Source organism: Streptococcus pseudopneumoniae ATCC BAA-960 = CCUG 49455 (assembly GCF_002087075.1).
Taxonomy (GTDB): domain Bacteria; phylum Bacillota; class Bacilli; order Lactobacillales; family Streptococcaceae; genus Streptococcus; species Streptococcus pseudopneumoniae.
The window spans coordinates 1-14,885 of sequence record NZ_MWSM01000062.1; the positions used below are offsets into that span (position 1 = coordinate 1).

Sequence of the window (14,885 nt, forward strand, 5' to 3'; positions counted from 1 at the left end):
CTTGTTATGACGCGCTTACGATACAACTATTGAGCAAAAGATGAATCACCTTGATGTAGGGGAGTTTGTCTTATTGCTGCCTGAACACCTCCGTTCAGAGGAAGAACATTATAAATCTGTTTTTGAAGACGACTTAACCAGTCGCATGTCTAGTCAAGATGAACGACAGCAAATGACTGCTACGGTAGGTTATTTAGAATCAGGTCAGGATCGTTTTGTATATAATACGACCCCTATTTCTTACCAACAATTTTTGAAAGATCCAATCATCATTGTTATAACACCCCAATCAACTGGTCCACAGTCCATTTTGTTTTGGATAGACGCAGTACAGAACTACATTCTCTTTAATCAATTGTCTGATGCCCAGGAGCTTATCCAGAGACAAGGCATTGAAAATTGGGTCTCAGAAATGCAAACAGGTTACCATAACTACATCACATTATTGGATAATATCCAGAGGGAACGTTGGGTAATGCTAGCAGGAGCTGTGCTTGGGATTGCAACTTCAATCTTGTTGTTTAACACTATGAATAGGCTCTACTTTGAAGAATTTAGACGTGCCATTTTTATCAAACGCATTGCAGGTCTCAGGTTCTTAGAAATCCATCACACTTATCTCTTTGCTCAACTGGGTGTGTTTTTACTGGGATTTATTGCGAGTGTATTTCTTATGGTAGAGATAGTAGTTGCTTTCTTAGTCTTGTTACTCTTTACTGGTCTATCTCTTTTACAGTTACATGTCCAAATGCAGAAAGAAAACAAGATGTCCATGCTTGTTTTGAAGGGAGGTTAATATGATTGAACTTAAACAGGTGAGTAAATCTTTTGGAGAACGAGAGTTATTTTCGAATCTTTCAATGACATTTGAGGCTGGAAAAGTCTATGCCTTAATTGGTTCAAGTGGTAGCGGAAAAACAACCTTGATGAACATGATTGGGAAATTAGAATCTTATGATGGGACGATTTTTTACCGAGGTAAAGACTTGGCCAATTATAAATCGAGTGATTTTTTCCGTCACGAATTGGGCTACCTCTTCCAGAACTTTGGCTTAATTGAAAACCAAAGTATTGAAGAAAACCTTAAGCTAGGTCTCATTGGTCAAAAGTTGAGTCGGTCGGAACAGCGGTTGAGGCAGAAGCAGGCTTTAGAACAGGTCGGCCTGGCTTATCTTGACCTAGATAAGCGCATCTTTGAGTTATCGGGCGGAGAATCGCAACGGGTTGCCTTGGCAAAAATTATCTTAAAGAATCCACCCTTTATTCTGGCAGATGAGCCAACAGCTTCAATAGACCCAGCAACCTCTCAGTTGATTATGGAGATTTTGCTATCTCTTCGAGATGATAATAGGCTAATCATTATCGCAACACATAATCCGGCAATTTGGGAGATGGCTGATGAAGTGTTCACGATGGATCGTCTGAAATAAAAATCCTTGTTTTTAATTGCACGATGAGTTATCGAAATATTATCATGAATCAATAATTGGAGTTAATTTAGAATTGTACTTTATGAATATTGAGGTAACTTTTTCTTGATAAAGGAAGAAATAGTGGAGAGAAAGTTAGAATGAAAAAATTCGACAATTATATTATTGAGAAGCCTTGCGATTCTAATTCAGATAAACTGCAAAAAATCTTAATAATTGAAAGTTTGGTAGATGATATTTTGCAATTTTCTCTCAGAATCAAAAATAGTGTAGGAGAGATTTTCCTCCTACAACCGTTTCAAAAGAAAACTATCTTTATTCCATGTTATTTTGAGGAAGATATTGTGAAAGTCAAAGATGATGATGAAGTTGAGTGGCATTTGTTAGAATTTCAAAAATTTAGAGCATTTTTGGCTTAGTAATATGTGTTGAAAGCTCAAAATCTATGGTAAAAAGTAGCTTTGAAAACGTATTACCTCCAAAGATTTAGTTAAATAATGATTTAACACAAAAAGAAATTATTGAAGTTCTGGAAAGATGTTGTTTCAGTATTGAGAAAAGGTGGGAAAAACTTGCGATTTTCACAGAGAAAGGATTGTTATAAATCTTGCATAGCTCTCTTGCTTCTATATAATAATTTTTGACTTGTTCTTTGCCAAGGAATTGTGTTCCACAATTTCCAACGAGAACGAGCAGGGGAGCTAGTTGGTAACTTGTTTGCCTCTCTTTACAGAGTTCGATAGTCTCAAGAGCTTCTTGGATGGCTTCATTATATTTTTCCTTTGATACTAGGTAGTGAGCGTAGTTGTAACGAACTCTGATGTAGCCAAATAAAAACTCTTGATGCTCAAAATTTTTTGTCTGATATAACTCCATCAAATGAGAGTAGTTTGCCTCATATTCTTGTTCAAGACCCACTAAGGAATAGAAATTAGATAGAGTATTCAATGCCTTTAAATAAATCAGAGTAGTTGAGGAGACTTTTAATAATATATTTTCCAATGAAGAAATAGCCTCACACTTACTGTCATATTGATAGAAGTCAATAATAGCTTTAATCCATTCAAGGTAAGTTCGGTCTTCTAGTGTTAGAAAAGTGCTTCGCTCAACCTCTATTTTATAAAGATATTCTAAATCGTCATAATTTCTATCATCTAATAGTCGAGCAGATAATTGCTTGAAATTAGAGAGGTTAGATTTAATTTCAATTTGTTCATTGAAAAAGTAATCCAAAGGGACTTCGAGTCGTTGTGAGAGTTTGAACAAAAGGTCTGCGGAGGGAATGAAATGCCCTCTCTCAATTTTACTAATCTGGCTTTGTTCACAAATTCCTTCTGCAAGAGTTTGTTGGGAGAGTCTCAACTCTTTTCTTTTCAATCTGAATTTCTCTGCGAGTGTATTCATTAAAGATAATAAACCTTCCTATTTGCTTAATTTCATTATAAAATTTTTAGTTCAAAATAGTAAGTTAAAGAAACAAATAATTCTTTATGGTAATAATAAGAAAAAAAGTTCAAAATGCAATAAAAACACTTGGCTAAATAAAATATATCTGTTAGAATAAAAACAAGGAAAAAGAAAGGGGTTTCATTGCATGAGAAAAAAACGTGGAATTAAAAAATTAGTTACATTTGCATTGCTAGGTGTTTTTATGTTTAGTAATACAATTCCTTACCAACAGTTTATTCAGAAGAATAGACAATTGGAGATTCGAGTGCAATCACAAAAGAAGTCCAATGGTCTTGATGTTGGGAAGGCTGATTAAAGAATAATGGAATAGAATTAGTCTCTAGTATATTCGCTTTTATTATTCATTAAAAATTGTAGGGGCAAGTTTGAAAAAATAAAAGTTAGTTGATTGATTACTTCTCTAAATTTTGGGCACACTAAAAAGAGGTCTTGATACCCAACCTTTAAAATTAAAGCACCTTGAATCCGTGCTGTTGTGCAAAACGAACGGCATCTTGGATAGACATTGTCTTATCTGAATTTCTTATTTCTGTAAGACCTTGTAATCTTGGATTATAACTCTCCTGTTTTAAAAGTACGTGGTAGATGGCAACCAATAATCTGCGACAGATAGCGATGATAGCTTTTCGATGCCATATAAATAATTTTTAACATGAGGGGGCTCCCTTCATAAAATTTGAGTCTGCCTATCCCTTGACTATTCTTTCCTTTCACAAACGAGTCGCTTATTCAATTATAAGTTTACGTGCTCTTAGTCACAGTTCTTGTGCGTGATGGAAAGAATGACACCTATAAAAATGCGAGGTAGTGGCTGTACCACTCACTTATTCACCTCCCCGTGATTTGTAGTAGTGATAGGCTTTCTCACTGTTATTATAAAACAAAGAGCACAACACTTTTTCATTCTGTGTTGTGCCTTGAGTGAAACGAAAGGAATGAATTATAAAAATGAAGAAAACATTTTATCGCAAATTCGGTATTTCAATTATTGCTAGTACTTTATTAGCTAGTCAGCTACCGACAGTATCTGCGTTGACTGTTATTTCAAGTACAGGCGAGGAGTATGAGGTAAGTGAAACATTACAAGAGAGTCCAGGAACTAATAATTTTTCACTTCCCGATGTTTCACCGACTTATGGTCAATATTATACAAATCAGTCAGAAGTCATTATTGGTAAAAATGATTTAGTTAAGGTAAAAAATACTTTACAATATCCTTACTCTACATCAACTTATGTAGAGTAAGAATTTCGTGGTGTGAAAAATGGTAAAGATGTAACTTATCGAGGGAGTGCCAATTTTATAAAGGATAATGTCCTTATTACTGCTGCTCATAATATTTATAAACATGAGTTTGGTAAAGATGCAGAAGAACTATATGTTACTCCTGCTCGTACTCCAAATAGTGTGCCGTTTGGTCGGATAAAAGTAAAAGAAGCTCGCTATTTAAAAGAATTTCGAAATACTGATCCAGATGAGCTTACTACCTATGACTTAGCAGTTTTAATTTTGGAAGAACCGATTGGCGCTCAATTGGGGACGTTAGGACTTCCCAATAATTTAGAAAATACTAAAAATCTAGATGTAACAGTTACGGGATATTCTGCTGTTAATAAGGATATTAAGCAGATGTATACTGATACAAAAACGATACTTCAAGATACAAATGATTTTTTATTCTATCAAGTAGATACTTTGCGTGGTGCAAGCGGTTCAGCAGTATATGATTCTACCAATAGGGTTGTCGGAGTTCATACCAATGGGAGTGAGGCAGAACAAATGAATTATGCTGTCAAGTTAAATGAGAAGGCTCTATCTTTCATCTACTCTGTTATTAAAGGGCATTCTATTGATGGTTGGAAATTGATTGGTGGTACTTGGTACTATTATAAGAACAGTACGAAACAAACAGGTTGGCAAAAGATAAATGACACTTGGTACTATCTAGACGCCTCCGGTAAGATGCTCACAGATTGGCAAAAAGTAAATGGGAAATGGTATTATCTGGAAAACTCTGGTTCAATGGCAACAGGTTGGAAATATATACGAGGCAGATGGTATTACTTAGATAATAAAAATGGAGACATGAAAACCGGTTGGATAAAAGTGGGAGGAAATTGGTATTATCTCAATTCAAGTGGAGCAATGGTTACAGGTAGCCAAACTATTGATGGTAAAGTTTATAATTTCGCTTCATCTGGTGAATGGATTTAATATTGGAGGTATATATAAATGAAACTTTTGAAAAAAACTATGCAAGCTGGACTAACAGTAATTTTCTTTGGTTTGCTAGGGACCAGTACAGTATTTGCAGATGATTCTGAAGGATGGCAGTTTGTCCAAGAAAACGGTAGAACCTATTACAAAAAGGGGAACCTCAAAGAAACCTACTGGCGAGTGATTGATGGTAAGTACTATTATTTTGATTCTCTATCTGGAGAGATGGTTGTCGGCTGGCAATATATCCCGTTTCCATCTAAAGGTAGTACAATTGATCCTTACCCAAATGGTATCAGATTAGAAGGTTTTCCAAAGTCAGAGTGGTACTACTTTGACGAAAATGGAGTGCTACAAGAGTTTGTTGGTTGGCAAGAATTAGAGCTAAAATATTCCTTAACCGTTGGGAAAAAACATGGTGAAGGCTGGGAAGGTCCCGAAGTTCTTAAATTAGCATACTACTACTTTGATCAAGATCATTATTTAAAGACAGGTTGGCTTTATGATCAATCTAACTGGTATTACCTAGCAAAAACAGGAAATTCTGGGAATAAGAATCTTGGTGGTGAAAGACGTGTAGGTTGGATAAATGATGGTTCAGCTTGGTACTATCTAGATTCAGAAACTGGTATCATGCAAACTGGTTGGAAGCAAATTGGCAATAAGTGGTACTACCTCCGTTCATCAGGTGCAATGGCAACAGGTTGGGCTTATGTTGGTAATAACTGGTACTATCTTCGTTCATCAGGTGCAATGTCCACAGGTTGGGTGAAAGATGGTTCAATATGGTACTATCTAAATGCAAGTAATGGAGATATGAAAACAGGCTGGTTCCAAATCAATGGTAAATGGTATTATGCCTATGGTTCAGGTGCTCTAGCTGTTAATACCACAGTAGATGGTTACTACGTAAACTATAATGGTGAGTGGGTTAAGTAACGAATGCTAATCGTAACTGTAGTTGATACTTAACTTATTAAAAAGAGCTTTTTTCTACCATTTGTCAACTCTATCAATTTTTAAGAATTAAATGAGTCAAGACAGTAGCTATTCAGTATGTTTATCTACTGTAGTAGGTTGAAGAAAAACTAAGAATGAGAAAGGACGAAGTTAGTCCTTTCTTTTTTATGTGACTATACTTTCTATTCAAATGAGCTTTTAACCGATTGATTGAGCCAATCAACTCTTAAAACCAAAGAGCAATTTCTCGCTTAGCTGACTCTTCTGAATCTGAACCATGTACAACATTTTGGATAGTCTCATTTTCTCCAGCAGCTTTTGCAAAATCAACTCGAATAGTTCCTGGTAAAGCTTCTTCTGGATCAGTTGCACCCATCATGGTCCGCCAAGTTTCGATTACTTCGGGATCAGAAATGATACCTACAAGAACCGGTCCTGAAGTCATAAATTCACGAATCGGTGGGTAAAAACTTTGACCAACCAAGTCCTGATAGTGCTGGTCAATTAACTCTTCTGAAAGCTGTGTACGCAACTCCAATTTTTCAATTGTAAATCCACGTTGTTCGATACGTTTCAACACTTCACCCACTAGTCCTCTTTTTACACCATCTGGTTTAATGATAAAAAATGTTTGTTCCATACCTGTCTCCTTTGTCAGCTTCTTTCTTTTATTTTACCACATTCCATGGAAAAATGGAGAAAGTTTTCAGAAAAGCGAAAGAGAGCCCGAAGGCTCTCTCATTCTCTTTTATTCTACTGTTTCTTCCACAGTTTCAACGGCAGTATCCACAACTACTTCTGTTGTTTCTTCGTTTCCTTCTTCCTCTACTGGAGGATTAAGGTATTCTTCTTCGTTGATAGCATGTGGTTCAAGGTTACGGTAGCGAGCCATACCAGTACCTGCTGGGATGATCTTACCGATGATAACATTTTCTTTAAGTCCAAGGAGATGGTCTTTCTTACCACGGATAGCCGCGTCAGTAAGGACACGAGTTGTTTCCTGGAAGGAAGCCGCTGACAAGAAACTGTTGGTTTCAAGTGAGGCTTTGGTAATTCCCATGAGGACTGGGCGACCTGTCGCTGGAACACCACCTGCGATAAGGACATCTTTGTTGGCATCTGTAAAGTCATTGATATCCATGAGGGTACCCATGAGAAGATCTGTGTCACCTGGATCCATGACACGGACTTTACGAATCATTTGACGAACCATTACCTCGATGTGTTTGTCACCGATTTCTACCCCTTGGCTACGGTAAACTTTTTGTACTTCACCGAGAAGGTAAGTTTCAACTGACAAGACATCACGAACTGCAAGGAGACGTTTTGGTTGGATAGAACCTTCTGTCAGAGCAGCACCACGCGCTACTTGGTTCCCAACTTCAACACGCATACGAGCGGTAAATGGAACAACATATTCGCCTTCACCAGTTTCGCCCTTAACAAAGACTTTCTTGGTACGAGTTGAAGCATCTTCTTCGATAGCTGTAACTTGTCCTTTAACCTCTGTGATAACCGCTTCCCCTTTAGGATTGCGGGCTTCAAAGATTTCTTGGACACGAGGAAGACCCTGAGTGATATCGGTATTTGAGGCAACCCCACCCGTGTGGAAGGTACGCATTGTAAGCTGTGTACCAGGTTCCCCGATAGATTGGGCAGCGATTGTTCCAACTGCTTCACCAACTTCAACCGCATCACCAGTCGCCAAGTTGATACCATAACAGTGACGGCAGACACCGTGACGAGTGTTACATGTAAATACAGAGCGGATAGTCACTTCTTCCACACCAGCATTGACAATTTCACGCGCCTTGTCTTCTGTAATCAACTCATTTGGACCGATAATAACTGCACCAGTTTCTGGATGTTTAACAGTTTTCTTAGTGTAACGACCATTGAGACGCTCTTCGAGAGACTCGATCATCTCTTTTCCTTCTGCGATAGAACGGATCAAGAGACCACGGTCTGTTCCACAGTCGTCCTCACGGATGATAACGTCTTGGGCAACGTCAACCAAACGACGAGTCAAGTAACCTGAGTCGGCTGTCTTAAGGGCCGTATCGGTCATACCTTTACGGGCACCGTGAGTTGAGAAGAACATTTCGAGTACTGACAAACCTTCGCGGAAGTTTGAAAGGATTGGCAATTCCATGATACGTCCGTTCGGAGCCGCCATCAGACCACGCATACCGGCAAGCTGTGAGAAGTTTGAGATGTTACCACGGGCTCCAGAGTCCATCATCATAACGATTGGATTCTTCGGATCTTGGTTAGCAATCAAGCGTTTCTCTAGTTTTTCACGGGCAGCACGCCATTCAGCTGTAACAGCATTGTAACGCTCGTCGTCTGTAATCATACCACGACGGAATTGTTTTGTGATTTGTTCTACACGTTTGTGTGATTCTTCAATGATTTCAGCCTTGTCGTCAACGACTGGAATATCGGCAATACCCACTGTCAATCCTGCAAGAGTTGAGTGGTGGTAACCGAGGTTCTTCATACGGTCAAGTAGAGCAGAAGTTTCTGTCGTACGGAAACGTTTGAAGATTTCAGCGATGATATTTCCAAGATTTTTCTTCTTGAATGGAGGGTTGAGTTCAAGTTTGCTGATTGCTTCTTTGATATCTCCACCAAGTGGCAAGAAATATTTAGCTGGAACGCCTTCTGTCAAGTTGGCATTGTTTGGCTCTTGCAAGTATGGTAGACCCTCTGGCATGATATCGTTGAAGAGGATTTTACCAACTGTTGTAAGCAAAACTTTATGTTTTTGCTCTTCTGTCCATGGTTTGTTGAGGCTATCTGTTGCAATACCAACACGTGAGTGGAGGTGAACATAACCATTACGGTAAGCCATAACCGCTTCGTCACGGTCTTTGAAGACCATTCCTTCACCTTCACGACCAGCTTCTTCCATAGTCAAGTAGTAGTTACCCAAAACCATGTCCTGAGATGGAGTAACAACTGGTTTACCATCTTTCGGGTTCAAGATGTGCTCAGCAGCAAGCATCAAGATACGTGCTTCTGCTTGGGCTTCTTCTGAAAGCGGTACGTGGATGGCCATTTGGTCTCCGTCAAAGTCGGCATTATAGGCTTCACAGACAAGTGGGTGCAAGCGAAGGGCCTTACCATCAATCAAGACTGGCTCGAAGGCTTGGATCCCCAAACGGTGAAGGGTCGGTGCGCGGTTCAAAAGCACTGGGTGTTCTTTGATCACTTCTTCAAGAATATCCCAGATACGCTCATCTCCACGTTCCACCAAGCGTTTAGCAGCTTTGACGTTTTGCACGATATCACGTGCAACGATTTCACGCATCACAAATGGTTTAAAGAGCTCGATCGCCATTTCACGTGGCACACCACATTGGTACATCTTAAGAGTTGGACCAACGGCGATAACGGAACGTCCTGAGAAGTCAACACGTTTACCGAGCAAGTTTTGACGGAAACGTCCCTGTTTCCCTTTGAGCATGTGACTCAATGATTTCAGTGGACGGCTACCTGGTCCTGTGATTGGACGACCACGACGACCATTGTCAATCAAAGCGTCAACCGCTTCTTGAAGCATACGCTTCTCATTTTGAACGATAATACCTGGTGCATTCAACTCGAGCAAACGAGCCAAACGGTTGTTACGGTTGATAACACGGCGGTAAAGGTCATTCAGGTCAGATGAGGCAAAACGGCCACCATCCAACTGCAACATTGGACGAAGATCTGGTGGAATAACCGGAAGGATGTTGAGAATCATCCATTCAGGTTTGTTTCCAGACTTATAAAAGGCATCTAAAACATCCAAACGACGGATTGCTTTGACACGTTTTTGTCCAGTCGCTGTTTTCAACTCTTCTTTGAGTTCAGCAATTTCTTTTTCAAGATCTACTTGTTTTAAAAGGTCTTGGATAGCTTCGGCACCCATCTTGGCAACGAACGATCCATAACCATACTCACGCAAGCGCTCACGGTATTCGCGCTCTGTCATGATAGACTTGTGCTCAAGTGGTGTATCCTTAGGATCAATCACCACATAAGCCGCAAAGTAGATAACTTCCTCGAGGGCACGAGGGCTCATATCAAGGGTCAAGCCCATACGGCTTGGAATCCCCTTGAAGTACCAGATGTGAGATACAGGAGCTTTCAACTCGATGTGCCCCATACGCTCACGACGAACTTTTGTACGCGTTACTTCAACCCCACAACGGTCACAAACAATCCCTCTGTAACGAATGCGTTTGTACTTACCACAAGCACATTCCCAGTCTTTTGTAGGTCCAAAGATAACTTCATCAAAGAGACCTTCACGTTCTGGTTTCAAGGTACGGTAATTGATTGTTTCAGGTTTTTTGACTTCTCCATAAGACCATGAACGGACTTTACTTGGAGAAGCTAGGGTGATTTGCATACTTTTAAAACGATTTACATCAACCACTATTTCTTCCCTTTCTATTCTAAGTGAACTGCTTATTCTTGTTCAGCAGCTTCTTCTGTTGCTTCCGCTTTTGTTGCTTTTTCAGCTTCTTCAGCTTCAAAGGCTGCTTTTGCCTCTTGTGCTGCTTTTTCGCGGGCTTTTTCAAGGTCATCTACGTGGATGACATCTTCGTCCATTCCTTCATCCAAGTCGCGAAGTTCCACTTCTTGATCATCTTCGTCAAGGACACGCATGTCAAGACCAAGAGATTGCAATTCTTTCACAAGAACTCGGAAGGATTCTGGAACACCTGGTTTTGGAATTGGTTTTCCTTTTGTAATAGCTTCATAAGCTTTCAAACGTCCGTTGATATCGTCAGACTTGTAAGTCAAGATTTCTTGAAGGACATTTGAGGCACCGTAGGCTTCAAGAGCCCAAACCTCCATCTCACCGAAACGTTGTCCACCAAACTGAGCTTTACCTCCGAGTGGTTGTTGAGTAACGGTTGAGTACGGTCCGACTGAACGCGCGTGCAATTTATCATCAACCATGTGGTGAAGTTTGATCATGTACATGACTCCGACAGAAACACGGTTATCAAATGGTTCACCAGTACGTCCATCGTAAAGGATGGTTTTGGCATCGCTATCCATACCTGCTTCTTTAACAGTTGACCAAAGGTCTTCAGAACTTGCTCCGTCAAAGACTGGTGTTGCGATGTGGATACCAAGAGTACGTGCAGCCATACCAAGGTGGAGCTCCATAACCTGACCTATATTCATACGTGATGGCACCCCAAGTGGGTTCAACATGATATCGACTGGAGTTCCGTCTGGAAGGTAAGGCATGTCTTCTACAGGAACAATACGAGAGACAACCCCTTTGTTTCCGTGACGTCCGGCCATCTTATCTCCGACCTTGATCTTACGTTTTTGAGCGATGTAGACACGAACCAGCATGTTAACACCTGATTGCAACTCATCTCCATTTGCACGTGTAAAGATCTTCACATCACGAACGACACCATCGGCACCGTGTGGTACACGAAGAGAAGTGTCACGCACCTCACGAGACTTGTCTCCGAAGATAGCGTGCAAGAGGCGTTCTTCAGCCGAAAGGTCTTTCTCACCCTTAGGTGTTACTTTACCTACAAGAATGTCACCTTCTTTAACCTCAGCTCCGATACGGATAATACCCATTTCGTCAAGGTCTTTAAGAGCATCTTCACCAACGTTTGGAATTTCACGAGTAATTTCTTCAGGCCCAAGCTTTGTATCGCGTGTTTCTGATTCGTATTCTTCAAGGTGAACAGATGTATAGACATCGTCTTTCACCAAGCGTTCGCTCATGATAACGGCATCCTCGAAGTTGTAACCTTCCCAAGTCATGTAGGCAACGATTGGGTTTTGTCCAAGCGCCATTTCTCCATTTTCCATAGAAGGTCCGTCAGCGATGAAATCACCTTTTTCAACGACATCGCCAACTTTTACGAGAGTGCGTTGGTTGTAGGCAGTACCTGAGTTTGAACGACGGAATTTTTGGATGTGGTAAACGTCCAATGAACCATCTTCACGGCGTACTTCTACCTTGTCAGCATCTGCGTAAGTAACTTTACCATCATACTGAGCAATCACAGCCGCTCCAGAGTCGTGGGCTGCTTGGTATTCCATACCAGTACCAACGTAAGGTGCCTGAGGATTGATCAATGGCACAGCCTGACGTTGCATGTTGGCTCCCATGAGGGCACGGTTGGAGTCATCGTTTTCCAAGAAAGGAATACATGCTGTCGCAACGGCAACTACCTGTTTTGGTGAAACGTCCATATAGTCAACAACATTAGCTGGATACTCTTGGTTGACCCCTTGGTGACGTCCCATGACAACTTTCTCAGCAAAGGTTCCATCTTCATTTAGACGAGAATTAGCCTGCGCTACAGTATATTCATCTTCTTCATCGGCTGTCAACCAAACGATTTCATTTGTAACAACACCTGTTTCACGGTCAACTTTACGGTATGGTGTTTGAACAAAACCATATTTGTTCAAGTGTCCGTAAGATGACAAGTTATTGATCAAACCGATGTTAGGTCCTTCAGGTGTCTCGATTGGACACATACGACCATAGTGAGTGTAGTGCACGTCACGGACTTCATATCCAGCACGGTCACGTGTCAAACCACCAGGTCCTAAGGCTGACAAACGGCGTTTGTGAGACAACTCAGAAAGCGGGTTGTGTTGGTCCATGAACTGTGACAACTGTGATGAACCAAAGAATTCTTTAACCGCAGCTGTTACAGGACGGATATTGATGATTTGTTGTGGTGTCAAGACTTCGTTGTCCTGAACAGACATACGTTCACGGACATTACGTTCCATACGAGAAAGTCCAAGACGTACTTGGTTGGCAAGTAATTCACCAACTGCACGGATACGACGGTTTCCAAGATGGTCGATATCATCTACACGGCCAAGTCCTTCAGCCAAGTTGAGGAAGTAGCTCATCTCAGCAAGAATATCTGCAGGAGTGACGATACGAACCTTGTCATCTGGATTAGCATTACCGATAATCGTTACGACACGGTCTGGATCAGTTGGTGCAACAACCTTGAATTTTTGAAGAACAACTGGATCAGTCACAACCGCTGCATCATTCGGAATGTAAACAATCTTGTTCAAATCACCATCCAAATGGCTTTCAATGCTTTCAATCACACTACGAGTCATGATTGTACCAGCTTCTACCAAGATTTCTCCTGTTTCAGGATCTACCAATGGTTCAGCAATTGTTTGGTTAAGCAAGCGTGTTTTAACATTGAGTTTTTTATTGATCTTGTAACGACCAACTGCTGCTAAATCATAGCGACGTGGATCAAAGAAACGAGCTACAAGCAAGCTACGTGAGCTTTCAGCAGTCTTAGGCTCACCCGGACGAAGGCGTTCGTAGATTTCTTTCAAGGCTTCGTCGGTACGAGAGTCCATTGGGTTCTTGTGGATATCTTTTTCAACAGTGTTGCGAACCAATTCGCTGTCACCAAAGATATCAAAGATTTCATCATCACCTGAGAAACCAAGCGCACGAACCAAGGTTGTAAATGGAATCTTACGAGTACGGTCGATACGAGTGTAGGCGATATCTTTTGAGTCGCTTTCAAGTTCCAACCAAGCTCCACGGTTAGGGATAACAGTTGAACCGTAGCCCACTTTACCATTTTTATCAACTTTATCGTTAAAGTAAACACCTGGTGAGCGGACCAACTGAGATACGATGATACGTTCACCACCATTGATGATGAAAGTCCCCATTTCTGTCATGATTGGGAAATCACCAAAGAAAACTTCTTGGGTCTTGATTTCGCCTGTTTCTTTATTGATCAAGCGGAAGGTTACAAAAATTGGTGCTGAGTAGCTAGCATCGTGGATACGAGCTTCTTCTAGCGTGTATTTTGGTTCCTTGATTTCATATCCAACAAATTCCAACTCCATGGTGTCTGTAAAGTTTGAAATCGGCAATACATCTTCAAACACTTCCTTAAGACCATGGTCTAGGAAAGCTTTGAATGAATCAGTTTGAATTTCAATCAAATTTGGTAAGTCAAGAACTTCTTTGATTCTTGAAAAACTACGACGGGTACGATGTTTCCCGTATTGAACGTCATGTCCTGCCAAGATGATTCTCCTTTGTAAATAAGTTCCAAGCCTTGTCAATCAGGCTTTCTAATCGTCATATGGTTGTAAAACCCCTATCACCGCGTCCCTTTGATAAATTTTCAGAATCTTTAAGTCTTTGTTACAAATAATCAAAATACTGAAAATAAGCACAAAAAGAGCAGCTAAATCTGACTTTTTCAGAAGATTTAACTGCTGTGAGCCTTGTCTGGACAATATTTCAGACAAAACCTACGACAAATGATTACTCATATTATACCCTATTTAGCTAGATTTTTCAAGGGGATTCAGTAGTTTTTTGGTAATTTTTTCCCATAGAAAACTTGGCATCACATTCGAATCACACTATGGTACAAAAAACTGAAAAAGCTATTGACTGAAAATCATTTTCAAGGTATAATAAGAAACGTTAAGGCGGTATAGCCAAGTGGTAAGGCACGGCTCTGCAAAAGCTTGATCGTCGGTTCAAATCCGTCTACCGCCTTCTATAACTTGATTTATCAGGTTTCAAATGAACAGAAAGCCCAATTTGAAGGGCTTTTTTATTTTTCTTCTGATAAATACGGATAATTTTGAAAAACTTTTGGGGCAAAGGTAACCGCCCAATAACGAAGTATATTGAAAAATCTCCAGACTAGAGAACTCACGGATAGTTCCTAATCTGGAGATTTCTTATTTGCACTTTTCTTGTACAACTTTATTCCATGGTAAATAAGCCTCTAAAACCTCTTTGTTTAC

11 protein-coding genes, 1 tRNA gene and 1 pseudogene are annotated in these 14,885 nt (G+C 40.3%); 8 read left to right on the forward strand and 5 right to left on the reverse strand.

What is annotated here, in order from left to right; genetic code table 11:
• Nucleotides 1–40: 40 nt before the first annotated feature.
• From B4W83_RS11310 to B4W83_RS13850, 3 genes are all read left to right on the forward strand, one after another.
• Nucleotides 41–796, forward strand: a complete 756-nt coding sequence (locus tag B4W83_RS11310) for a DUF1430 domain-containing protein (protein WP_001015889.1) — start codon at nt 41–43, stop codon at nt 794–796.
• 1 nt (nt 797) lies between these two features.
• The gene (locus B4W83_RS11315) at nt 798–1,430 is read left to right on the forward strand and encodes an ABC transporter ATP-binding protein (protein WP_000571433.1); all 633 of its coding nucleotides are present in this window, start codon (nt 798–800) and stop codon (nt 1,428–1,430) included.
• A 140-nt stretch (nt 1,431–1,570) separates the two neighbouring features.
• Complete coding sequence (locus B4W83_RS13850) at nt 1,571–1,849, forward strand: hypothetical protein (RefSeq protein WP_000712965.1); 279 nt, start codon at nt 1,571–1,573, stop codon at nt 1,847–1,849.
• Nucleotides 1,850–1,916: 67 nt separating this feature from the next.
• Here B4W83_RS13850 and B4W83_RS11325 read toward each other — a convergent pair whose 3' ends face one another.
• On the reverse strand, nt 1,917–2,834 hold the full coding sequence (locus tag B4W83_RS11325; RefSeq protein ID WP_023938929.1) for a helix-turn-helix domain-containing protein: 918 nt from the start codon (nt 2,832–2,834) through the stop codon (nt 1,917–1,919).
• A gap of 190 nt (nt 2,835–3,024) precedes the next feature.
• Between B4W83_RS11325 and B4W83_RS13735 the strand changes: the two genes are divergently transcribed.
• Entirely contained in the window at nt 3,025–3,195 is a 171-nt protein-coding gene (locus tag B4W83_RS13735) for a PhrA family quorum-sensing system peptide (protein ID WP_001227865.1), read from the forward strand.
• Nucleotides 3,196–3,349: 154 nt separating this feature from the next.
• On the opposite strand, the pseudogene B4W83_RS13740 reads toward B4W83_RS13735, so the two are convergent.
• Nucleotides 3,350–3,532, reverse strand: a pseudogene (locus B4W83_RS13740) (IS110 family RNA-guided transposase); the annotation flags it as partial.
• 316 nt (nt 3,533–3,848) lie between these two features.
• Between B4W83_RS13740 and B4W83_RS13585 the strand changes: the two are divergent.
• Genes B4W83_RS13585 through cbpJ form a run of 3 tightly spaced genes read left to right on the forward strand, consistent with a single transcriptional unit; the run spans nt 3,849 to nt 6,056 of the window.
• On the forward strand, nt 3,849–4,145 hold the full coding sequence (locus tag B4W83_RS13585) for a hypothetical protein (protein WP_031222539.1): 297 nt from the start codon (nt 3,849–3,851) through the stop codon (nt 4,143–4,145).
• A 12-nt stretch (nt 4,146–4,157) separates the two neighbouring features.
• The gene (locus tag B4W83_RS11345; RefSeq protein WP_031222540.1) at nt 4,158–5,114 is read left to right on the forward strand and encodes a trypsin-like serine peptidase; all 957 of its coding nucleotides are present in this window, start codon (nt 4,158–4,160) and stop codon (nt 5,112–5,114) included.
• Between the two features lie 18 nt (nt 5,115–5,132).
• Nucleotides 5,133–6,056, forward strand: coding sequence for a choline-binding protein CbpJ (cbpJ, locus tag B4W83_RS11350; protein WP_000771145.1), 924 nt, complete (start codon nt 5,133–5,135; stop codon nt 6,054–6,056).
• 247 nt (nt 6,057–6,303) lie between these two features.
• Here cbpJ and ndk read toward each other — a convergent pair whose 3' ends face one another.
• From ndk to rpoB, 3 genes are all read right to left on the reverse strand, one after another.
• The gene (gene ndk, locus B4W83_RS11355; protein WP_000438299.1) at nt 6,304–6,717 is read right to left on the reverse strand and encodes a nucleoside-diphosphate kinase; all 414 of its coding nucleotides are present in this window, start codon (nt 6,715–6,717) and stop codon (nt 6,304–6,306) included.
• A 108-nt stretch (nt 6,718–6,825) separates the two neighbouring features.
• Entirely contained in the window at nt 6,826–10,503 is a 3,678-nt protein-coding gene (gene rpoC / locus B4W83_RS11360) for a DNA-directed RNA polymerase subunit beta' (RefSeq protein WP_000228742.1), read from the reverse strand.
• 32 nt (nt 10,504–10,535) lie between these two features.
• Nucleotides 10,536–14,147 (reverse strand): DNA-directed RNA polymerase subunit beta, encoded by a 3,612-nt coding sequence (gene rpoB / locus B4W83_RS11365; RefSeq protein WP_000907127.1) that lies wholly within the window; start codon nt 14,145–14,147, stop codon nt 10,536–10,538.
• A gap of 413 nt (nt 14,148–14,560) precedes the next feature.
• Here rpoB and B4W83_RS11370 point away from each other — a divergent pair.
• Nucleotides 14,561–14,631 (forward strand) — tRNA-Cys (locus tag B4W83_RS11370).
• Nucleotides 14,632–14,885: the final 254 nt, after the last annotated feature.